This is a genomic window from Luteimonas salinilitoris (assembly GCF_041300785.1).
Classification (GTDB): domain Bacteria; phylum Pseudomonadota; class Gammaproteobacteria; order Xanthomonadales; family Xanthomonadaceae; genus Luteimonas; species Luteimonas salinilitoris.
Genome location: NZ_JBFWIB010000005.1, coordinates 58,917 through 80,841, shown reverse-complemented (window position 1 = coordinate 80,841; position 21,925 = coordinate 58,917). Strand labels below are relative to the sequence as shown.

15 protein-coding genes are annotated in these 21,925 nt (G+C 66.8%); 6 read left to right on the top strand and 9 right to left on the bottom strand.

From position 1 onward, the window contains the following. Positions 1 to 6: 6 nt before the first annotated feature. From AB5T46_RS10120 to AB5T46_RS10110, 3 genes are all read right to left on the bottom strand, one after another. A complete protein-coding gene (locus AB5T46_RS10120) occupies positions 7 to 729 on the bottom strand; it encodes an ABC transporter ATP-binding protein (protein ID WP_370563800.1) in 723 nt (240 codons plus the stop codon). 138 nt (positions 730 to 867) lie between these two features. Then, a complete protein-coding gene (locus tag AB5T46_RS10115) occupies positions 868 to 1,083 on the bottom strand; it encodes a hypothetical protein (RefSeq protein WP_370563799.1) in 216 nt (71 codons plus the stop codon). Between the two features lie 2 nt (positions 1,084 to 1,085). Further along, the gene (locus AB5T46_RS10110) at positions 1,086 to 2,396 is read right to left on the bottom strand and encodes an efflux RND transporter periplasmic adaptor subunit (protein WP_370563798.1); all 1,311 of its coding nucleotides are present in this window, start codon (positions 2,394 to 2,396) and stop codon (positions 1,086 to 1,088) included. A 169-nt stretch (positions 2,397 to 2,565) separates the two neighbouring features. Here AB5T46_RS10110 and glmS point away from each other — a divergent pair, with 169 nt between their 5' ends. Continuing rightward, positions 2,566 to 4,413, top strand: coding sequence for a glutamine--fructose-6-phosphate transaminase (isomerizing) (glmS, locus tag AB5T46_RS10105; protein ID WP_370563797.1), 1,848 nt, complete (start codon positions 2,566 to 2,568; stop codon positions 4,411 to 4,413). Positions 4,414 to 4,483: 70 nt separating this feature from the next. Here the strand turns inward: glmS and AB5T46_RS10100 are convergent, their stop codons facing one another. Genes AB5T46_RS10100 through AB5T46_RS10075 form a run of 6 tightly spaced genes read right to left on the bottom strand, consistent with a single transcriptional unit; the run spans position 4,484 to position 13,163 of the window. Further along, the gene (locus tag AB5T46_RS10100; RefSeq protein ID WP_370563796.1) at positions 4,484 to 6,952 is read right to left on the bottom strand and encodes a patatin-like phospholipase family protein; all 2,469 of its coding nucleotides are present in this window, start codon (positions 6,950 to 6,952) and stop codon (positions 4,484 to 4,486) included. Beyond that, a complete protein-coding gene (locus AB5T46_RS10095) occupies positions 6,949 to 8,631 on the bottom strand; it encodes an aspartate-alanine antiporter-like transporter (protein ID WP_370563794.1) in 1,683 nt (560 codons plus the stop codon). Before AB5T46_RS10095 ends, AB5T46_RS10100 begins: the two co-directional genes overlap by 4 nt. A 9-nt stretch (positions 8,632 to 8,640) precedes the next feature. Next, on the bottom strand, positions 8,641 to 9,768 hold the full coding sequence (locus AB5T46_RS10090; RefSeq protein WP_370563793.1) for an ABC transporter permease: 1,128 nt from the start codon (positions 9,766 to 9,768) through the stop codon (positions 8,641 to 8,643). Next, positions 9,765 to 10,928: an ABC transporter permease gene (locus AB5T46_RS10085; RefSeq protein WP_370563792.1), complete on the bottom strand. Its 1,164-nt coding sequence runs from the start codon at positions 10,926 to 10,928 to the stop codon at positions 9,765 to 9,767. Before AB5T46_RS10085 ends, AB5T46_RS10090 begins: the two co-directional genes overlap by 4 nt. Next, positions 10,925 to 11,827, bottom strand: a complete 903-nt coding sequence (locus AB5T46_RS10080; RefSeq protein ID WP_370563791.1) for an HlyD family secretion protein — start codon at positions 11,825 to 11,827, stop codon at positions 10,925 to 10,927. Before AB5T46_RS10080 ends, AB5T46_RS10085 begins: the two co-directional genes overlap by 4 nt. A gap of 55 nt (positions 11,828 to 11,882) precedes the next feature. Continuing rightward, complete coding sequence (locus AB5T46_RS10075; protein WP_370563790.1) at positions 11,883 to 13,163, bottom strand: TolC family protein; 1,281 nt, start codon at positions 13,161 to 13,163, stop codon at positions 11,883 to 11,885. A 333-nt stretch (positions 13,164 to 13,496) separates the two neighbouring features. Here AB5T46_RS10075 and AB5T46_RS10070 point away from each other — a divergent pair, with 333 nt between their 5' ends. The 5 genes from AB5T46_RS10070 (at position 13,497) to AB5T46_RS10050 (ending at position 21,865) form a co-directional block, all read left to right on the top strand. Beyond that, the gene (locus AB5T46_RS10070) at positions 13,497 to 14,936 is read left to right on the top strand and encodes a DcaP family trimeric outer membrane transporter (protein WP_370563789.1); all 1,440 of its coding nucleotides are present in this window, start codon (positions 13,497 to 13,499) and stop codon (positions 14,934 to 14,936) included. Between the two features lie 93 nt (positions 14,937 to 15,029). After that, entirely contained in the window at positions 15,030 to 16,094 is a 1,065-nt protein-coding gene (gene glsA / locus AB5T46_RS10065; RefSeq protein WP_370563788.1) for a glutaminase A, read from the top strand. A gap of 56 nt (positions 16,095 to 16,150) precedes the next feature. Further along, positions 16,151 to 17,524, top strand: coding sequence for a glutamate decarboxylase (locus AB5T46_RS10060; RefSeq protein ID WP_370563787.1), 1,374 nt, complete (start codon positions 16,151 to 16,153; stop codon positions 17,522 to 17,524). 60 nt (positions 17,525 to 17,584) lie between these two features. Continuing rightward, positions 17,585 to 19,519 (top strand): aspartate:alanine exchanger family transporter, encoded by a 1,935-nt coding sequence (locus AB5T46_RS10055; protein ID WP_370563786.1) that lies wholly within the window; start codon positions 17,585 to 17,587, stop codon positions 19,517 to 19,519. A 168-nt stretch (positions 19,520 to 19,687) separates the two neighbouring features. Then, positions 19,688 to 21,865 (top strand): type I secretion system permease/ATPase, encoded by a 2,178-nt coding sequence (locus AB5T46_RS10050; protein ID WP_370563785.1) that lies wholly within the window; start codon positions 19,688 to 19,690, stop codon positions 21,863 to 21,865. The last annotated feature ends 60 nt before the right edge of the window (positions 21,866 to 21,925 follow it).

Below are 21,925 nucleotides of genomic sequence, written 5' to 3'. Positions count from 1 at the left end.
GCGGCCTCAGGCGGAAGCGGATTCGGTGGCGTCTGCGCCGCGGCCGACCAGCGCCGGCTCGCGCACCACGTCGGTGGCGACGCCGTCGACGATGTGCACGTTGCGCTGCGCACGTGCGGCCAGTTCCGGATCGTGGGTCACCATGACCACCGTCGTGCCCTGCGCGTTGATGTCCTCCAGCAGCTCCATCACGCTGCGTGCCATCTGCGAGTCGAGGTTGCCGGTCGGCTCGTCGGCCAGCAGCAGGCGCGGACTGCCCGCCAACGCGCGCGCGATCGCCGCGCGCTGCTGTTGCCCGCCGGACAGCTCGGCCGGATAGTGCTTCATCCGCGATCCCAGGCCCACCAGCCCCAGCGCGTCCTCGATCCGCAGCTTGCGCTCGGAGGCGCTCATGCCGCGGTAGCGCAGTGGCACGTCGACGTTGTCGAACAGGTTGAGGTCGGGGATCAGGTTGAAGCTCTGGAAGATGAAGCCGATCTTCTGGTTGCGCAGGCGGCTGCGCGCGTCGTCGTTCAGGCCCCTGACGTCGACGCCGTCGAGGTGGTAGTCGCCGCCGGTGAAGGTCTCCAGCAGGCCGGCGATGTTGAGGAAGGTGGTCTTGCCGGAGCCGGACGGTCCGGTGACGGCGACGAACTCACCTTCGCGCACGTGCAGGTCGAGCGCGCGCAGGGCATGGGTTTCCACCAGTTCGGTGCGGTAGACCTTGGAGACGGCTTGCATGTGCAGCATGGCGGGATCCTGATTGGAATGTGTAGGTGGCGGAGTCGCTGACGGCCTGCCGTAGAGCGGAGCTTGCTCCGCTACGCGGGCTCCGGAGCCGGGAGCAGCGGAGCAAGCTCCGCTCTACGGGCGACGGGTGAAGAGGCGTCAGCCGTGCACGCGGAACTGCGTGGGCAATCCGGGCGTCGGCAGATAACCGGCGGTGCGCCGCTTGCCGCGCGGCGGTGATTCGGCATTCGCGCTGGTGGCCCGGCCGCGGTCGACGGCGAACAGGTCGACCTCGAACAGGCGCAGCGGCACCGCGTCGGCGATCTGCTGCGGATTCCAGTTCAGGTGGAACGGAAAGGCGTTGTTGGCGTTCATGCTCATTCTCCCGAGATGCGGACACGGTCCGCGTTGTCGAACTGATCGCTGCCGGAGATGACGATGCGCTCGCCCTCCTGCAGCCCTTCGGTGATCTCCACGGCGTTGAGGCTGACCGCGCCGGTGTGGATCGGCCGGCGTTCGGCGCGGCCGTCGGCGACGACGTAGGCGTGGGTGCCGCCTTCCTGCTCCAGGAACGGGCCGCGGTCGACCATCAGCACGTCGTCGCGGGTGTCGAGCAGGATGCGCGCCGACAGGCGCTGGTTCTGGCGCAGGCCGGGCGGCTGCTTGTCGCTGAAGCGGACCCGCGCGGACACCTCGCCGTTGACCACTTCCGGCGACACCGCGGACACCTCGGCGGGGAAGATCTCGGCACCGCTGCGGATCTGCGCCGGCATGCCGATGCCGAGGTCGCGGGCGAAGCTTTCCGGCACCTTGATCTCGAGCTCGAACACCGCCAGGTCGACCACGCTCAGGATCGGCGCGTTGGCGGCGACGTTGCTGCGCTGCGCGGCCTGCACCTGGCCGACCTGGCCGTCGAACGGCGCGCGCAGGTTCAATGCATCGACCTGGCGCTGCAGTTCCTCGACCACCGAGCGCTGGCGCGCCGCCAGCAGCTGCCGGTTGCGCGCGTCCAGTCCGGCGCCCTGGCCCTTCAGGTCGTAATCCTCGCGTGCCGAGGCCAGGCCGATCTCGGCCTTTTTCACGCCGTCCTCGGCCTTGGCTACGTCGACCTGGGCCACGGCGCCGCCTTCGAACCCGCGCCGGTAGCGCTCCAGGTCGCGCTGCGCGGCGACACGCTCGATCTCGGCCTGGTCGAGCAGCTTGCGCGCCTCGGCGCGGGCGATGCGGGCGTCGAGCGCGGCGCGATTGGCTTCGGCCTGCAGGCTGGCCAGCGTCGACTCCTCCTGCACCAGCTGGCTGCGCAGTTCCGGGCTGTCGATCTCGGCCAGCACCTGGCCTTCCTTCACGGCGTCGCCGGCGACCACCTTCAGCGTCACCGTGCCGCCGGCGATGGCGTACAGGGTGGGGCTGTTGGCGGCGATCACGCGGCCGTCGGCGGAGATGTCGCGGACCAGGTCGCCGCGCTTGACCTCGGAGATGCGGATGCGCGCGGCGTCGTACGAACGGCCGCCGCCGCTCCAGCCCGCGACCACCCACACCAGCGCCGCCAGGACCGCGGCGCCGGCCAGGCCGGGCAGCAGCCAGCGGCGCAGCCGGCGCTGCATCGGCGGCTGCGCGGCGAGCGTGCTGTCCTGGCCGGAGGTATCGCGGATGGGGCTGGGTCGGGGCATGGCGGTTCGGCTGCTCATGATTGGGTTACCTGTTGTGATGCAGGAACCGTGCCAACACTTAAATGATTGAAACCAATCAAGAAAGCACGTGTCCGGAGATGTCCGCACCAGGGCCGGACGCGTCCGCGCGGACGGTTTTCCGGCCTTCGCCGTTACACTAGATCGACAACAACAAGGAGCAGTCCCCATGTGCGGCATCGTCGGCGCGATCGCGGATCGTGATGTGGTTCCCGTCCTGATCGAAGGCCTCAAGCGCCTGGAATATCGCGGCTACGATTCGGCCGGCATCGCCGTGGTCGACGGCAACGAAGTGCGCCGCGTGCGCCGCACCGGACGCGTGACGGAGATGGAGGCCGCGGCGGGCGCCGAGGGCTTCGCCGCCGGCCTCGGCATCGGCCATACCCGCTGGGCCACCCACGGCGGCGTCACCGAGCTCAATGCGCATCCGCACATCAGCCACGGCGTGGCGCTGGTGCACAACGGCATCATCGAGAACCACGAGGAGCAGCGCGCGCGCCTGTCGGCGCTGGGCTATGCGTTCGAGTCGCAGACCGATACCGAGGTGATCGCGCATCTGATCCATCATCACCTCAAGAACGGCGACGGGTCGGAGCCCGGACCGGACCTGCTGGCGGCGGTGCAGCGCGCGGTCAAGGAACTGGACGGCGCCTACGCGCTGGCCGTGGTCAGCCGCAAGGAGCCCGAGCGCATCGTCTGCGCGCGCATGGGCTGCCCGCTGCTGATCGGCCTGGGCGAGCGCGAGAACTTCGTCGCCTCCGACGTCTCGGCGATCGTGCAGGCGACGCGCCGGGTGATCTTCCTGGAGGAGGGCGACACCGCCGAGGTGACGCGCGACGGCGTACGCGTGTTCGGCGACGACGGCGCGCGCGTCGAGCGCGAGGAGCACCTGTCCGACGTGTCGCTGGCATCGCTGGAACTCGGCCCGTACCGGCACTTCATGCAGAAGGAGATCCACGAGCAGCCGCGTGCGCTCGGCGACACCATCGAGGCGGTGATGGATACCGGCGCCTTCGGCCCGACGTTGTTCGGCGCGAATGCCGAAGAGGTGCTGGCCGACGTCGAGAGCGTGCAGATCCTGGCCTGCGGCACCAGCTACTACGCCGGATCGGTTGCCCGCTACTGGATCGAGTCGATCGCCGGCCTGCCGTGCAGCGTCGAGATCGCCAGCGAGTACCGCTACCGCACCGCGGTCGCCAATCCCAATCAGCTGATCGTCACCATCTCGCAGTCGGGCGAAACGCTCGACACCATGGAAGCGCTGAAGTACGCCAAGTCGCTCGGGCAGATGCGCACGCTCTCGATCTGCAACGTGCCGGAAAGCGCGATCCCGCGCGCCAGCCGGCTGGCCTACTACACCCGTGCCGGCGCCGAGATCGGCGTCGCCTCGACCAAGGCCTTCACCACCCAGCTGGTGGCACTGTTCACCTTGACCGCGACCCTGGCCAAGCTGCGCGGCCGCCTGCCGGAGGATCAGGAGGCGGGGTACATCGACGCGTTGCGCCACCTGCCCGGCAGTGTGCAGCACGCGCTCAACCTGGAGCCGCAGATCACCGCCTGGGCCGAGCGCTTCGCGCCGAGGCAGCACGCGCTGTTCCTCGGCCGCGGCGTGCACTACCCGATCGCGCTGGAGGGTGCGCTCAAGCTCAAGGAGATCTCCTACATCCACGCCGAGGCGTATCCGGCCGGCGAGCTCAAGCACGGCCCGCTGGCGCTGGTCGACGCCGACATGCCGGTGGTGGTGATCGCGCCGAAGGACAGCCTGCTGGAGAAGGTGAAGTCCAACATGCAGGAAGTGCGCGCGCGCGGCGGCGAACTGTTCGTGTTCACCGACCAGGACAGCAACTTCGGCGAATCCGAAGGCGTGCACGTGATCCGCACCCCGCGCCACGTCGGCGTGCTCAGCCCGATCGTGCATACCATCCCGGTGCAGCTGCTGGCGTATCACACCGCGCTGGCGCGCGGCACCGATGTCGACAAGCCGCGCAACCTGGCCAAGAGCGTGACCGTGGAGTGATAGGTCGGCTATCGGCTTCAGGGACCACCCAACCTGGAGGCCGGCCAACGAACCAGATAGGAAGCAATCCCTATTCAATAGCTCGCAGCAGCGAGCCGAAGCTCAGGTAGAACGAATCGATGTCCAGATCGTTGCGACCGTAGCCCAGGAAAATCGGGCCCAGCGGGCTTTCGACGCCCATGAAGACGCTGCCGGCAACGATCAGGTTGCCGGCGTTGATGTCGTTGCGATCGGCGAAAGCGCCGCCGTACTCCAGGCTGCCGCCCACGTAGGCCGGCACCGAAAACAAGGCGTCGAGCCGGCCGAAACGACGATAGTAAACGGCGCGTGCCAGCACGCCGTGGTTGCCTACGACTTCGCGTTCGCCAAAGCCCGACAGGTAGGTCAGCCCGCCGAAAAAGCTGGCGGTACGGATCGTGCGGGGATCGCCGAAGACGCTCTTGCCGTGCAGGCCGAGCAACACGGTATGGCGGCCCCGGGTCAACGCCTTGTCCCAGGTGACCTCGGCGGCATCGCCGTCGTCGTCGGCGCCCAGCGCCTCGGTGATACGCGTATAGGCCAATTGCGTGCGGCTGCCCTGCTTGGGAAACTGGACCGAATCGAAAGTATCGCGGATCACCCCTGCGCCCAGTGCGCCCCAGCCGTTGCGGCCGCCTTCGAACTGCGCCGGATCGCCGACATGCACGCTGATGCGGTCGCGCCCGGTCTCAGCGCGCAACCACCCTTGCCAGAACGGCGTCGGCATCCAATCCAGTTCGACGCCGGCCGTGGATTCGCGCACCCGGAATTCGGCAAGCGTGGTGCCCGGTTCGAGCACAAGCGGCTGCTCGTAAGCGCGGTATTGCGCATACGGTTGCACCAGGTACTGTCCGAGCGATCCAAAGGGCTGGCGAAAATCCAGGCGCAATCCGCCCACCGCACCCGCCTCGAGCCGCCCGCGTAGCTCGCCGCCTTCGGCGTTGAGGCCGGTCAATCGGGCTTCCAGACTGAGCTGGTAGTTGCTGCGGCCCGAAAAATCGTCGCTCAGGGTCAAGCCGGCATGCCAGAACAGTGGTCCCCAGGCCTTGTCCTCGGGCAGGATCCGCAACCCTGTCCGGCCGTCGCGCTGCACCAGCCGATAGCCGATGCGCTGGTAGTCGCCGGCGGCGAAGGCTTCGTTGATGTCTTGCTCGAGACTGGCGGTGTCCAGCGGTTTTCCCGCCGCGTTCGACAGCCGGCGTTCGATCCGTTCGGGGGCGCGGCTTCCTTGCGTGGCGACCTCGAGGAAGTCGATCAACGGCGGATCGAACTCGCGGCGCCGATGCTGCGCCCGCCACGCCTCGTATTCGGCTTCGGGCACCGAGAATGCACGCAGGCGATCCAGGGCGGCTTCGGCCGCGGCCTGCCCCAACGGTACGGTTTCCATTGCGTGATCGAACTGGGCGCTGCCGATATCGCCCAGTTGCGGCGTGATCAGCACATCGTCCGGACCCAGTGTCGCCAGTTGCTCCTGTGTCCGCCGAAGCATCAACGCCGACAAGGTCTGCAGCGTGATCGCCACCGATGAAGTCAACTTCTCTTTCGGCAACAGGCCCGCTCCCACGTCGACGGCGATCACACGCGTGGCGCCCATGCTCCGGGCCACCGAGATCGGCACGTTCTCGACGACGCCTCCATCGACCAGCAGCCGTTGCTGATAGTCCACCGGCGCGAAGATGCCCGGGACCGACATCGTTGCGCGCACGGCCAGGGCCAGGTCGCCCCGGTCGAAGACCACGCCCTCGCCGGTCCCGATGTCGGTGGCGATCGTGCGGAACGGAATCGGCAGGTCGTCGAAACGCTCGACATCCGAGACCGGCAGAAACAATCGCCGTAGCAGCAATTCCAGCTGCTGCCCCTGGACGGCGCCGGTGGGCATCCGCAATTTGCCGTCGCGCCCCAATCCCAGCTCGGTGGTCAGCAGGTAATGCAGTTCGTCGCGCTTGCGCGTCATCGGGAGCAGGGCGCGCACGGGCTGGTCGCGCAAGGTGCGGTTCCAATCGATCGCGTCGAGCACGGCCTCGATGTCCGCGGCGCTATAACCGGAGGCGTACAGGGCGCCGACGACACCACCCATGCTGGTGCCGGCGACGCAATCGATCGGAATGCGCTCGCGCTCGATCACCTTGATCACGCCGATGTGGGCCGCGCCTCGCGCACCGCCGCCACCGAGCACGAGACAGGTCTTGGCGGCGGCCGGTGCGCAGGCGCTCAGCGCCAGCCCCAAGGCCAGAATTCTCATCCGGACCGCGACGCCCATCGCACTTCCCCTCCTCGGCTCTGCTTCGGATGAAGTATGGCGACAAAGTTCCTGGCGGACCAAAGCTTCAGCGCGTCGTGCCGTGCAACCTAGAAATTGGCAGCGGTCACTATCGCTAATGCCTCCAGCACCGCCGCTGATCGCAAGTCTCAGCTCGATATCCCGCCGCCGATCCGCAAACTGCTGGCGATCGGTATCCGCACAAGCGCGGAGCAGCCGGGCATGCGCTTTGTAGCAGTCGCAACGTGTCGGCGGAATCAAGCTACCAGCACTACCACGGCCGGACCCAGCATCGTCAGAAGAATGTTGCCGATGGCATAAGGCACGGTGAAGCCCAAGGCCGGCGTCGGGCTCTGCGCCACGTCGCTCGCCGCGAGCATGGCGGCATCCTGGGTCTGCGCGCCGGCCAATGCGCCGACCAGCAATACCGGGTGGATCCCCAGCAAGCGCCCGACCAGCAGGCCGGCGAACTGCGGTGCGAGCGCCACCATCAGCGCCGCGGCCAACATGGCCAGCCCTTCCGACTGCAAGGCCGACAGCGCTTGCGGCCCGGCCGTGAGACCGACCAGTGCGCAAAACGCGGCCAGGCCGAAATCCCACATGATCTGGGTCGCCGATTGCGGAATGCCGATATGCGGTCGCTTCGCATGCCACCAGCCGAAGAGCAGGCCGGCGATCAAGGCGCCGCCGCCGGCGGACAGCGTAATGGGCAGGCCCTTCACCGTAAGCGTGACGAGCCCGATCAATACGCCGCAGAGGAGCCCGGCGGCCAGGAACGCGACATCGGCGCGATGGCCGCGATTGACGGGGGTGCCGATCGATGGCAGCACGGCCCCCAGGCGGTCGGGCGGTCCGGCGAGGGTCAACACGTCGCCGGGCAACAGGACCGTCATGGACGTCACCGGCAATTCCTGCGATTGGCGGCGGATGCGGCGCAGGAACACGCCATGACCGGCCTCGCCCAGTCTGGTCACGGCATCGTGCAGCGTCAGGCCGGCGTAACGGCTGGCGAGCGCGACGTCGACGCCGTCCCCGAGCAGGTCCGAAACGAGCTCCTCCGCCGCCACCTCCTGGCCGATACGCCCGGCGGCGTCGACGATTGCCGGCCGATAGCCCTGCACCGCGACAAGATCGCCGCGCTGCAGGCAAAGATCGTCCGACAAGGGAAGGTCCTGATTGCTTCGGCGCACACGTTCGACCGCGGCGAGGCGCCCGAGCGATGCATTCAGATCCTTGAGCACCAGGCCCTGCGCCGCGTCCACGCGAAAGACACGCGCGACCAGCGAACGAAAGTCCAGTTGCGGCCCGGCGCCTTGGGTCACGCCGATCTGGCCGACCTCCAGTTGCTGGGCGGCGGCCTTCAGGTCGACGCCGATCAGGCGCGGTGCGATCTGCGAGCAGAACAGCACGACGCCGACCGTGCCGATCACGTAGGTCAAGGCGAAGGTCACCGCAGCCCGGCCTTCGATCTCCTGCAAGGTGGACGCCGACAGCCCCACCCCCTCCAGGGCGCCATAGGCGGTGCCGAGCATGGCGGTCTGGGTGAGCGAACCGGCGGCCAGGCCGATCGCGGTGCCCTTGTCGAAGCCGAACAACCATGCTGCCACGACGGCAGCGATCAGGCCCATGATCGCCACCACGATCGCGATGACGGCCAGCGGCAAGCTTGCTCGCCCGAGCGAGGCGAAAAACTGCGGCCCGCTTTGGAAGCCAACGGCGAATACGAAGAAGAGAAAAGCAATGGACTTGAGTGTAGGCGAGAGTTCTGGAGCCGCCGCGCCGGACAAGGCGCCGAGCAACGTTCCGACGATCAACGTGCCCGCAGCGCTGCCGAAGGAAAATCCGCGCAACTTCTGCCGTCCTAACAGCACGCCGAGGGCGATCGTCAAGAACAGCATGGCTTCGGCCGAATGGAGGATGGGACGCAGCAGCTCGAACATACGATTCCCCTAAAATCGTCGTTGCCACACCAGCAGACCGGAAAACAGGATGACCAAACCACTGAGATTCAATGCTGGCCACCACACTTCCGCCCAGCCTGCACCCAACTGGTTCAATCGCACGAAACCCTCGACACCGGCCGTGCTGGGCAGCAGCCGCGCCAGCCATTGCAGGGGTTCGGGGATCAGCGGCGTCGGCCAGGAGAAGCCCGACAGGAATACGATCGGCAACGAGGTGAACAGCAGCAACGGGATCACATCGTCGCTGCGGCGAAAGCGCTCGGCCAGGACCAGGCCGAACAAGGTCGCGGCGAGCAGGAACAAAGCCATGAAGGGCAGCACGCGCCATGCCGAACCTGCGTCGGGCAGATCGTAGAGCGCGAACACGCCCCAGCGCAGCAGCACCAGCTCCAGAAGATACAGGCCGGTCCAGGGCGCGGCGCGGCCGAAGACCCAGACGGCGTCGGCGATCCATCCTTCACTGGCACGCGGATTTCCCTCGCGGCGCGCTTCGCACAACAGGCCCAGGCCGATGAGCAGGGTCTGCTGCAGGATCACCACCAGCACCGCCGGCACCACGAAGCTGGCGTAGCCCCCGGCCGGATCGTAAAGGCGCGTGACCTGCACGCCCATCGGCAATTGAACGGCCAGGGCACGCCCCGGAACGCCGCTGCGCGCGGCTTCGGCCGCCACGCCGAGCTCCGCACCGGTTTCCAGAACCGCTTCGCTTGCCGCGGTCGCGACTTCGCTGTAGGCGAGCAGGTAGCCGGCGTTGGCGAAGATCCCGACCATCGGCTGCTCGCCCCGCAACGCTTGCCGCTGGAAGTCGGGAGGCATCTCGACGATGCCCAGCACATCGCCTCGTTCCAGTGCCCGACGTGCGGCCAGGCGGTCGGTGGATCCGGCGACGATCCGCAGATCCGGGCTGGCATCGATGCGCGACAGCACTTCTCGCGACAATGCACTCCCGTCGGCATCGAGCGCATACACCGGCAGATCGCGATACACCTGCGCCGAGTACGGGGCCGGATAGATCAGCCCGTAGAACAAGGCCGCCACGGCGAGGATGACCAGCGCACCGGGGGCGCGGCGCAAGGCGTCGAGTTCGTAGCGGGCGCCGTCGAAGAAGGCGCTCATGGCCGGTGCCCGCGCCAACGGCGCGCCAGCAGCAAGGCGAACGTGCCGACAAGCACCAACGCGAACAGCCACAGCCGTCCCGCCGTGGGCCAGGCCAGCACGGCGTCCACACGCTCGGTCACCAGTTGGGTCTGCAGGCGAAGAAACCAGGTCAGCGGCAGCGACTCGCCGAACATGCGCGGGATCAGCGGCATCGCCGCAAGCGGAAAGGTCACACCCGAGAAGGCCATCGCCGGTGCCGACAAGGCGCTGACACCGGAATAGGCGATGTGCGCGGGCAGCAGCATCGCCAGCACGGCGCCCAGGCCCAGGTACGCCGCGACCAGGCCGCCCCAGCCCAATGCGAACAGCGCAGGTGCCGACATCATCGGCAACCCGAGCCAGAGGTAAGCGCCGCCGAGCACGGCCAGGCCATACAGCCACCACCAGATCCAGGCGAGCCCGAGCTTGCCGAGCATGGCCGGCCGCCAGTGGCCGGCCGCCGCCCGCGACCAGGCACGCTGCCCGTCGTCGCGCTCGCCGGCGACGGCGCGCACGCCATGCAGCGCGACGAAGCAATGCAAGCCGGCGACCAGCAAGGCGATGCCGAGATAAGCGGCATAGTCCACGCCGGGATTGAACAGCGGATGGATCTCGACACGCAGCGGCTGGGCCGCCGCCGCGACCGCCGAGGGCGGCATGCCCGTGGCCAGCCGCAATCCGGCCGATTGCCGGCCGGACGCGGTCAACACCACCGTCTGCACGTCGCGGGCAATGGCATTGGCCGCGCTCATCGACTGCTGGTTCAGCAGCAGGCCGACCTGTGGACGGCTGCCGCGCATCACGTCGCGCCGAAAGTGCGCAGGAATCTCCACCACCGCGTACACCTCGCCCCGCAGTACGGCAGTGCTGGCCTGATGCAGCGACGACGCCTGCATCGCGACGCGGACACCGCTGGCCGCATCGAGTTGATCGATCAGGGCGCGCGAAACCGCGCTGCCGTCATGGTCGAGCACCGCGATCGGCAGGTCCCGGCTGGTACGCGCGACGAAGATCGCCAGCAGAAGCACGCTGGCCAGCAACGGCAGCCAGGACAACAGTGCGACCGTCACCCAGTCGCTACGCCAGCATCTAATCTCGCGCAACGCGACCCGCAGGCCCGGCGATCGCGCCGCGCTCATTCGCGCGGGCGCAACTGCGCCAACGGCACCAGCACGCTCATGCCGGCGCGCAGGCCGGCGACCGGCGCCTGCGGGCGGGCGCGGACCTCGAAGCTGCGCAGGTCGTAGCTGCCCAGATCGCGTGTCGAACGCCAGGTGGCGTAGTCGCCGAGCACCGCGATGCGGTCGACTTCGAGGACTACCTGTGGATCGCCGGCGAGGGCGGGGATACGCACCGTCAACCGCTGGCCTATACGCAGCCCGGCGAGCTGATCTTCACGCAGGTGGAAGCTCACCCAAGGGACATCGTCGCGCGCCAGCACCGCCACCGGAAATCCGGCAGCGACGATCTCGCCTTCGTGCACGAGAATATCCGCGATCTCGCCGTCGGCCGATGCCCGCAGTCGTGTCTCCTCCAGCGCCGCCTCGACTTCCTGGCGCATCCCATGCGCACCGGCCGTGAACGCGGCCGCCGTGGCCTTGTCTTCCGGGCGCAAGCCTTCGCGGGCCAGCGATCGCGTCGCCTCGGCGCCGGCCAGTGCGGCGTCGGCCGAGCGGCGCAAGGCGGTCGCCTCGTCCAGTCGTTGGCGCGGCACCACGCCCTCGGCGAACAGGCGCTGCATCCGTCCTTCGGTCACGCGCGCGAGATCGGCCTGCGCGCGCGCCGCGCCGACGCCGGCTTCGGCTTGCGCCAGTTCCTGCCGGCGCGCGCCTTCGTCCGCCTTCGCCTGCTGCGCTTCGGCGCCCTTGACCATGGCGTCGGCCTGCACGCGCTTGGCCTCGGCTTCGGGGCTCACGATCTCGGCCAGCAACCTGCCGGCTTTCACCCGCTGGCCTTCGACGACATGCCATTTCGCCAACCGGCCCGGGTACTTGGCGGCGATGTTGAGTTCCTGCAGTTCGACGCGTCCCTCGATCATCGGTTCGTCACGACAGCCGGACAGGGCCAACAGCAGCAGAAGCACATGACACGCTCTAGGACGCATCGGATTCGACCTCCGGACCTGGGCGGGAGAACACGCGTTCGACCTCGAGGCGGCGGCCTGCGGCGAGCATGAGCGCCGTCCAGGCCAGGGCGCTGTCGTAGCGCGCGGCCAGCCGGGCCAGGCGCGCCGTGGCCAATGCGTTTTCGGCATCGACGACGTCGACGCTGCGGCCGACGCCTTCGCGAAACGCGACTTTTTGCAGACGCAGGCTTTCCGAGGCCAACGTCTCCGTACGCACGGCCACATCGAGCCGTCGCCGCGCGTCGTCCTGGGCAAGGTAGCGCTCTTGCACCAGCAAGCGGATCCGATCCCCGGCCTCGCGCTGCAGCGCTTTTGCCTCGTCCCATTGGGCGCGCGCACCGGCCACCTTGGCCCGTCGCGCGCCACCGTCGAACAGCGGCATGGTGAGATTCACGCCGACGGTCCATTCCGGGATCAATTCCGGCAGTTGGTAGTTGTAGACCTCGTACCCGCCGACCACGGCGATCGTCGGCCAGTACTCCGCGCGCGCCGCGCGCACGCCTTGCTCGGCCTGCTCGGCGAGCGCTGCGAGTTGCTGCAACACCGGATGCGAGGCGAGCGCTGCGGTCTGCAGGTCCGTCTGCGCCTCGGGTGGCGGCGGTTCGGCCAGTGCGGTCACAGGTTCGACCTGCGGATCGACACCGAGCAGATTGGCCAGCCCGGCGCGGGCCAGCTGCAATGCATGGCGGCGCTGCTGCTGGGCCGCCTCCGCCTGCGCCAGGGCCACTTCGGCGCGCATGCGCTCCGCCGCGGCGATCTGGCCCTCGCCTTCGAGCGCGCGCGCATTGCGCAGATGTTCGCGCAGGCTCTCGACCATGCCGTCCTGCACGCTCGCGGCGCGCTCGGCGATGGTGACACCGTGATAGCGCGCCACCAGGTCGAGCACCAGGGCGTTGCGCGTGGCGTCCTGTTTTGCCTGCGCACTGCGTTGGCCCGCGGCGGTCGCCTGCCGGGCCGCATCGATACGGCCGCCGGTGAACACCGGCCAGGTCACGGTCGCCATCGCGAAGGCGAAGCGCTCGGGTTGCAGGACCGGGTTGGGCAGCGCAGGCAACTGCGGATCGATCAGGTGGATCAGATCGTTCAAAGGCCCCAGATCGATTTCGACGGGGTCGGAGAAGCGTCCGTAGACGCCGGATAGGCCGATGTGCGGATAGCGCAGGGCGCGAGCCGTGTCGTGCGCGGCATCGGCACCTGCGCGCTGCGCCGCACTAGCCTCGAAGCTGGGATTGCGTTCCAGGCGAGCCAAGGCTTCCTGGAAGCTTAATGGTGCAGCGCACAATGGATTCGCCCAGCCCAGCAACAGCATTGCCAGACCGCAACCAAAACGGCGTACAACACTGGAATGCCCAGGCAGACCGTACATCCATGCTCCCTGTCGACCGTGCCCCCGACCGCAGCCAGCTTAGCCGCGTTGGCCAAGAAATGGGAATACACGCTGGCATCGCCGTGCATTGATCATTCCTGCGGGCCGCGGAATCGCCGGAGCCCTTGTTTGGTCTGCTGATCACGAATCCAGAATTCTCGAAAAGGGACCTGGATCACGCCTGAGGGCTTCGACACTCGACAACAAGAAGAAGCCTTGTTCATAGTCGACAAAGGGGGGCGACTTGGAAATTTCGGTTCAAGGAGGACTCACATGCGCGGCCGAGCGTCACTCGCTACGTCCATCGCATTGCTCGCAATCGCCACAGCACCGGCCTTCGGCGCGAATCCGGAAGGCGCGGAGGTCCGCGCAAGCCTCCGGGCGGAAATCGAAGCGCTCAAAAGCCGGCTGGCCGCGCTCGAGGCGCGGCTGGAAGCATCAGAATCGGTCACGACCGCCGCACCTGTCACCGCAGCCACTCCGATCGAACCGGCGCAGCCCTCCACCACCGCGCTGGCCCCGGTTGCGCCCAACGCACGCCCCGATACCGAAATCGAGATCTACGGCTACGCCCAGATCGATGCGATCCAGGATTTCGGACGGATGCACCCTGGCTGGGAGGACAGCCTGCGGCCGACGCGCATCCCGACCGTCGACGGTCGGTACGGCGGCGACGGCAAGTACATCGCCAGCGTGCGCCAGAGTCGCCTGGGCATCCAGGCGACGCGGCCGATCGGAAACCGCGATCTCCACGTCAAGCTCGAGGCCGACCTGTACGGCGTCGGTGCCGACGAGGGAAAAACCACCCTGCATCTGCGCCATGCCTACGGCCAGTACGGCCAATGGCTGGCAGGACAGACCAACAGCCTGTTCATGGACGGGGATGTGTTCCCCAACACCATCGACTACTGGGGGCCGAACGGCATGGCGTATCTGCGTACCGCACAGATCCGCTGGACGCCGCTCAGCGGCCCCAACAGTTTTTCCGTTGCCATCGAAGACACTGGCGATGACATCGACACCGGCCGCTTCGGCCGCGAGTTCCCCGCCTTCGGCGCCGCCGCCGAAGGCCACGACGACTGGCCCGATCTGACCGCCCAGTTCCGGATGGACCGCGATTGGGGACACTTCCAGGCGGCGGGCATCCTGCGCAAGGTCGGCTTCGACACGGCCGGCACCGTAGACAACGCCCCCAAAGGCGACGACATCGGCTGGGGACTCAATCTCTCCACCAATCTCCGCTTCGGAGGCAAGGACCGCCTGATCCTGTCGGTGCTCGGCGGCAAGGGCATTGCCAGCTACATGAACGACGGCGGCAACGACCTGATCCCGGACGACAGCGCGCCGGGACGGATCCCGGACGCGGTCGCCATGCCGCTGTGGGCCGCCGTCCTCTATTACGATCACTGGTGGAACAACCGCTGGAGCTCGTCCGCGGGATACAGCTTTACCCAGGTCGACAACAGCAACAACCAGAACGCAGATGCCTTCAAGAAAGGCGAGTACGCATCGGTCAACCTGTTGCACTATCCGACCGACAGCCTGCTGGTCGGCGCGGAATTCCTGTGGGGACGGCGTACCGACAACGGCGGCGCCTCAGGAACCGACAGCCGGTTGCAGGTCAGCGTCAAGTACGACTTTTCGAGCAAGGACTGAGCCGTTCGTCGTCGACATGACCGCACAGTGCAAGTCGTGTCGCCACGCATCGATTCCTCGCCGCGATTCGCGCACGCCAGACAGGAGTACTCCATGAGCGCACGATCCGATCGGTTACCGTCACGGCACCTCGGTTTTGCATTCGCCATCCTGTGCGCGGCGATCGCCTGCATGCTGGCGGCCATCGCGCCGGCGCAGGCACGCGGCGAGATCGTTTCCGACGCGCAGATCAAGGCCGCGGTCGACAAGGCCTACGCTGCGACCAAAGGCATCACGGCAGGCAAGGATGCCGACTATATCCCGGCACTGGCAGAAGTGCCGCCGGACCTGTTCGGCATCGCCGTCGTCACCGTCGACGGCCGCATCTACACCGTCGGCGACACCGATCATCCGTTCGCCATCGAGTCCGCCTCCAAGCCGTTTGCCGCTTCCTGGGTCATCGAGCAGAAAGGCGAGCAGTGGGTCGAGGACACCATCGGCGTCAACCAGACCGGCCTGCCCTTCAACTCGATCATCGCGCTCGAATCGCACGCCCAGGCCACGCCGGCGATGAACCCGCTGGTGAACGCCGGCGCCATCGCCATCGTCAGCTGGATCGAACCGGCCGAGCCCAAGGCGCGCTGGCAGACGATCCAGCAGCTCATGAACGACTATGCCGGTCGCGCGCTCGACGTCGACCTGACCGTCTACCGGTCGGAGGCAGGCAGCAGCGAGCACAACCGGGCGATCTCGCACCTGCTCAAGGGTTACGGCACGCTCAACGGCGACCCGGAAGTCGCGCTCGACCTCTATACCCGGCAATGCTCGATCCACGTCACCGCCCAGGATCTGGCGACCATGGGCGCCACCCTAGCCAACGGCGGCACCCATCCGATCACCGGCAAGAAGATCGTCAGTCCGGCTGCCGCCGAAAAGACCCTGGCGATCATGTCCACCACCGGCCTGTACGAGACCAGCGGCACCTGGACCTGGAACGTCGGCCTGCCGGCCAAGTCTGGCGTCGGCGGCGGCATCGTCGCGGTCGCCCCGGGGCGGTTCGCGATCGCGACCTTTGCGCCGCCTCTGGACGCCGCCGGCAACTCGGTCAAGGGCCAGAAGGCGATCGAACTGATCGTCCACGACCTGATCGGCAGCGGCATGTTCGATACCGGCCGATAGCCCGCCTTTTCCTTCGCCAGACACCGCCGTCCATTTCACTCGATGTGAGGATCGCCATGAAGCACAGAGCGCCGTTCGACCTGCTGTTCGACGAGTTCAACGAGCCGATCCCGGACAGCCATTTCCCGCAATACGGCATGTCCGCACGCGCCGCCAAGGCGACGGTCAACAGCGAATCCTGGTCCGACTGCCAACCGGTGATGAACCTGTCGTCGTTCGTGACCACGTTCACCGAGCCGGAAGCGCTGGAGATCGCCCACCAGCATTTCCTCAAGAACTACATCGACCACGACATGTATCCGCAGATGTTCGAAATGGAAGGGCGGATGGTGCGCTGGCTGCACCAACTGTGGAACGGCCCGAAGAACGTGGACCCCTACGGCACGGCGACGGTGGGCTCCTCCGAGGCATGCATGCTGGCCGGGCTCGCGCACAAGTGGAACTGGCGCCAGGCGCGCGAGGCCGCCGGCAAGGACGGCAGCCGGCCCAACATGGTCACCGGCGGCAACGTGCAGATCGTCTGGAAGAAGTTCCTGCGCTACTTCGACGTCGAACCGCGCATCGCGCCGCTCAAGCCCGGCAACTACCGCCTCACCACCGAGCACCTGGACCGGCTCGTCGACGAGAACACCATCGCCGTCGTGGCGATCGCCGGCCAGACCTTCACCGGCGAGGACGACGACATCCAGGAGATCCACGACTGGCTCGACGCCTACGAGCGGAAAACCGGCATCAGCATTCCGATGCACATCGACGGCGCCTCCGGCGGCTTCGTCAATCCGTTCCTGTATCCGGAGTACGTGTGGGATTTCCGCCTGCCGCGGGTGCAGTCGATCAACGCTTCCGGCCACAAGTTCGGCCTGGTGCCGCCCGGGCTGGGCTGGATCATCTTCCGGGAGCGGAAGATCTTCAACGAAGACCTGATGTTCTACGTCAACTATCTCGGCGGCGAGATGCCGACCGCCACCCTGAACTTCAGCCGCAACGCGTTCCAGATCGCCTATCAGTACTACGCTTTCCTGCGCCTGGGCTTCGACGGCTATCGCATGGTGATGCGGCACACCGTCGACAACGCCGAATTCCTGCGCAAGCGCCTGGTCGACAGCGGCTATTTCGAGATCATGAACAAGACCCAGCGCATCCCGGTGGTGGCGCTGACGCTGAAGTCGGAGTTCACCAACTTCAACGAGTTCGACGTCTCGGCGAGAGTGCGTGAGCGCGGCTGGGTGTTGTCGGCCTATTCGATGCCTCCGGATGCGCAGACGGTCAACAGCCTGCGCGTGGTGGTACGGCCACATCTGAACCACAACGTCATCGATGAACTCGCAGACGACATCATCCATGCCTGCCAATGGCTGCATCAGCACGGCGGCACCGCGACAGCCCCGGTGCTCCACGATCCGCACAAGGTTGCCGTCAGCAAGTGCTGAAGGGCGGCACTTTCGGTTCGGCATGCGTGGCAAATCTGGCTCGAATGCGGGGAAGGTCAAATGAAGCAGAGGCAGTTTCACCGGTCTGTACGCGGCGGCGCATGGCTTGCCATTCTGATGGCCGCACTGTGCATTGTTGCAGTTGTAGCCATGCCGGCGGGCGCCCAGGCGAGCGGAGGTGCCGGAGCAGGCGTCGAGCAACTGGCCACCAGTGCGGAACCGGCAGCAGGCAATGTGCTCGAGCTTTTCAAGCCGGTAATGGAGACGGGGTTGCATGGTTTCTTCGAACTACTCGGAAGCCAGCCCATCGTTTTTCTCCTGTTGGCGCTGGCGATCGGCTACCCGCTCGGCGCGGCCTCGGTTGCGGGAATTTCCCTGGGTTCGACGGCCGGGACGCTGGTGAGCGGCGTGATCCTGTCGATCATCGCCAAGCTGGCTTTCGATATTTCGTACGACATCCCCACGATCGTCTCGTCGATCTTCCTGCTGTTGTTCATGTATGCGCTCGGATTGCGGGTCGGCCCGCAATTCTTCTCCGGGCTCAGATCCGGCGGCAAAGCGTTCATCGTGATCGGCGTGATCGTCTGGGCGCTCAACTGGATCATCTGTGTCGGCGGCGCGAAGCTCGTCGGGATGGAGCCCGGTTACGCGGCGGGCATGATTTCGGGCAGCTACACGATCACCGCGGTGATGGGTGTTGCCCAGGGCGCGGTCCAGAGCGGTGCGGTGCAGCTTCCCGAGGGCCTCTCGGCTGCGCAGGTCGGCGCGAACATCGCGACCGGATACGCGATCAGCTACATCCTTTCGAGCATCGGGATCATTCTGGTCATCCGCTACCTGCCGAAGCTTTTCGGCCGCGATCCGGTGGCGGACGCCAAGGTCGCCGAGCAGGAATTCAGCCACGGCGCGACCCATCCGGTGCCCGGCGCACCGGATTCGCTGGTGCTGGGCTTCTCCCCTTACGATCTTCGCGCCTATCGCGTCGAGCATGAGGAACTGATCGGCAAGACCGTTCTCGACATGTTCAAGCAGCATCCCTACGCGCCGATCCTGAGAGTCGTGCGGGATGGCAAGATCCTCGACCAGGCTGACGATACGGAGATCCGCAAGGGCGACATCGTTACCCTTCGCACGAAGGTCCATGAATTGATCCTCGAGGAGGGTGAGAAAATCGGACCGGAAGTGGATGACGAGCTTGCCCGGAACATTCCTCTCGAAACTGCCGATATCCGCGTTGGCTCGCATGAGATCGCAGGCAAGACGCTCGACGAACTGGGTCGAACGATCGGTTTCGGCGTCCAGCTGACGGCGATGTTCCGCGGCGGGCAGGAAATCCCGATCGGCCCCAATACCGATGTCAGATTTGGAGACGTGGCTCGACTGACGGGACCGGATGTGTCCATTCAGCGGATTGCGAAGGCACTGGGTGGCCGGCCGATCCTGGATTCGACCGTGACCGAGGTCACCTACATGGCAATCGCCATGCTGGCCGGATATCTCGTCGGCATTCTCAGCATCACCGTAGCGGGCATTCCGCTCGCATTGGGCACCTCGGCCGGCTGCATGCTGGCGGGCATCTTCGTCAGCTACTTCCGCAGCCGAAACCCGGAGTTCGGCGGTCCGGTCAGTGAGGGGGCACGCAGCTTCCTGCAGGACATCGGCCTGAACATGTTCGTTGCCGTACTCGCGGCCAACGTAGGCCCGAAGGTGATCGATTCCTTTCAGGGAACCACCGTGGCCTGGGTCGCATTGATCGGAACGACGGCGGCTCTGTTGCCCGTTGTCGTGGCCTACTTCGTGGGCCTGAAGATGTTCGGCCTGAACTCGGTCATCTGCGACGGTGCCTGCGCGGGCGCGCGGAACGCCACGCCGGGGCTCAATGCCATCGCCGACCAATCGAAGAGTTCGGTCGCTGCCGTGCCATTCCCGGTGACCTATGCGCTCACGACGGTGTTGGCCCTCATTGGCGGTTATGTGGCAATGATCCTGTCGTGAGCTGCAGGGGTAGAGACGAGACGACGCCCGGATTGGAGGCTTCATTCCGATTTGCCACCACCCCGTGAGAAACGGAAACTTTTCTGCAGTTGACAGGACTGCCGGCTAGCAGGATGCTGGCATTTCAGGGCGATCTTCCGAGGTCGCCTGCTTGGCAGGGAAGTCAGCATGGCACGGGGGGGTGCGACGCTGGCGGCAGTCGATGCCGTGGCGTCAGGGGATTCGCGACCGGCTTCGCAGCCCGATCTGGCGCTGCGCGGGCTGGTATTGCTCGCGCAGTTCCATGGCGTGGCGGCCGATGCCGGGCAGCTGGCCCATGAGCTCGGCCGCGCCGACCAGCCGTTCGACGAGACCACGTTGCTGCTCGCCGCCAAGCGGCTGGGCCTCAAGGCCAAGGTGGTTGCCCAGCCGGCCGCGCGCATCGGCATGGCCAGCCTGCCGGCGCTGGCGCTGGTGCCGGAGGGCGAGCCTTTCATCGTCGCTCGCCGCAACGACGACAAGATCCTGATCCACGACCTGGTCGAGAAACGGCCGCGGGCGATCTCGTTCGAGGAATTCGAGTCCCGCTACGCAGGCCGGTTGCTGCAGTTGGCCTCGCGCGCGTCGGTGCTCGGGGAACTGGCGCGATTCGATTTCAGCTGGTTCATTCCCGCGGTGGTCAAGTACCGCAAGCTGCTGCTCGAAGTCTTCATCGTCTCGTTCTTCATCCAGATGTTCGCGTTGGTCACGCCGCTGTTCTACCAGGTGGTGATGGACAAGGTGCTGGTGCACCAGAGCATCACCACGCTGGAGGTGATCGCGATCGGACTGGTCTCGATCGCGGCATTCGACGTCGTGCTGTCGGGGCTGCGCACCTACGTGTTCTCCCACACCACCAGCAAGATCGACGTCGAGCTGGGCGCCCGCCTGTTCCGGCACGTGCTGGCGCTGCCGCTGGCGTATTTCGAGTCGCGGCGCGTGGGCGACACCATCGCCCGCGTGCGCGAGCTGGAGAACATCCGCACGTTCCTCACCGGCCAGGCATTGACCTCGGTGCTGGACCTGCTGTTCACCGGGGTGTTCCTGGCGGTGATGTTCTGGTACAGCGGCTGGCTGACGCTGATCGTGGTGCTGTCGCTACCGGTCTACGCGATGATCTCGGCCGGTATCACCCCGGTGTTGCGCAAACGCCTCAACGAGAAATTCGCCCGCGGTGCCGACAACCAGTCCTTCCTGGTCGAGAGCATCAGCGGCATCGGCACCATCAAGGCCACGGCCGTCGATCCCCGCGTCATCCGCACCTGGGACAACCAGCTGGCCGGCTACGTCGGCGCCAGCTTCGGCGTCACCCGGGTGGCCACGCTCGGCCAGCAGAGCGTGCAGCTGGTGCAGAAGCTGGTCAGCATCGGCATCCTGTTCTGGGGCGCCAAGCTGGTGATCGAGGGCAAGCTGTCGATCGGCCAGCTGATCGCGTTCAACATGCTGTCCGGCCAGGTGGCCGCGCCGATCGTGCGCCTGGCGCAGCTGTGGCAGGACTTCCAGCAGGTCGGCATCTCGGTCGAGCGGCTGGGCGACATCCTCAATACCCGTACCGAGCTGCCGGGCAGCCGCATGGCGCTGCCGCAGATTCATGGCCGGGTGACGTTCGAGCAGGTTTCGTTCCGTTACCGTCCCGACACCGCCGAAGTGCTCAGCGGGATCGAGCTGGACATCCAGCCGGGCGAGGTCATCGGCATCGTCGGCCGCTCCGGCTCAGGCAAGAGCACGCTGACCAAGCTGGTGCAGCGGTTGTACGTTCCCGAGCGTGGCCGCGTCCTGATCGACGGGCACGACCTGGCGCTGGCCGATCCGGCCTGGCTACGCCGCCAGTTGGGCGTGGTGCTGCAGGAAAACTTCCTGTTCAACCGCAGTGTGCGCGAGAACATCGCCCTGGCCGACCCGGGCATGCCGCTGGAGCGGGTGATCCGGGCCGCCAAGCTGGCCGGCGCCCACGACTTCATCGTCGAGCTGCCGGAAGGCTACGACACCAGCGTCGGCGAGCACGGCACCGGCCTCTCGGGCGGGCAGCGCCAGCGCATCGCCATCGCCCGGGCACTGATCACCGACCCGCGCATCCTGATTTTCGACGAGGCGACCAGCGCACTCGACTACGAGTCCGAGCATGCGGTGATGGCCAACATGCACGCGATCTGCAAGGGCCGCACCGTGCTGATCATCGCCCACCGGCTGTCGACGGTGCGCCGGGCCAACCGCATCGTCGTGGTCGAGAAGGGCCGGATCGTCGAAACCGGCTCCCATGCCGAACTGGTCGACCGGCCCGAAGGCCACTACGCCCGTTTGCACCGACTCCAGCAGGGCTCCGAATGAACGCCTATGGCCTCGGATCGTCATTCCCGCGAAGGCGGGAATCCAAAGGTTTGATGGCGC

Excerpts from the sequence above, each read along its gene's own strand:
- glsA (WP_370563788.1), top strand. The coding sequence starts at position 15,030 with ATGAGCGCACGATCCGATCGGTTACCGTCACGGCACCTCGGTTTTGCA.
- AB5T46_RS10050 (WP_370563785.1), top strand. The coding sequence starts at position 19,688 with ATGGCACGGGGGGGTGCGACGCTGGCGGCAGTCGATGCCGTGGCGTCA.
- AB5T46_RS10055 (WP_370563786.1), top strand. The coding sequence starts at position 17,585 with ATGAAGCAGAGGCAGTTTCACCGGTCTGTACGCGGCGGCGCATGGCTT.
- AB5T46_RS10115 (WP_370563799.1), bottom strand. The coding sequence starts at position 1,083 with ATGAACGCCAACAACGCCTTTCCGTTCCACCTGAACTGGAATCCGCAG.
- AB5T46_RS10110 (WP_370563798.1), bottom strand. The coding sequence starts at position 2,396 with ATGAGCAGCCGAACCGCCATGCCCCGACCCAGCCCCATCCGCGATACC.
- AB5T46_RS10090 (WP_370563793.1), bottom strand. The coding sequence starts at position 9,768 with ATGAGCGCCTTCTTCGACGGCGCCCGCTACGAACTCGACGCCTTGCGC.
- glmS (WP_370563797.1), top strand. The coding sequence starts at position 2,566 with ATGTGCGGCATCGTCGGCGCGATCGCGGATCGTGATGTGGTTCCCGTC.
- AB5T46_RS10085 (WP_370563792.1), bottom strand. The coding sequence starts at position 10,928 with ATGAGCGCGGCGCGATCGCCGGGCCTGCGGGTCGCGTTGCGCGAGATT.
- AB5T46_RS10080 (WP_370563791.1), bottom strand. The coding sequence starts at position 11,827 with ATGATCGAGGGACGCGTCGAACTGCAGGAACTCAACATCGCCGCCAAG.
- AB5T46_RS10060 (WP_370563787.1), top strand. The coding sequence starts at position 16,151 with ATGAAGCACAGAGCGCCGTTCGACCTGCTGTTCGACGAGTTCAACGAG.
- AB5T46_RS10120 (WP_370563800.1), bottom strand. The coding sequence starts at position 729 with ATGCTGCACATGCAAGCCGTCTCCAAGGTCTACCGCACCGAACTGGTG.
- AB5T46_RS10095 (WP_370563794.1), bottom strand. The coding sequence starts at position 8,631 with ATGTTCGAGCTGCTGCGTCCCATCCTCCATTCGGCCGAAGCCATGCTG.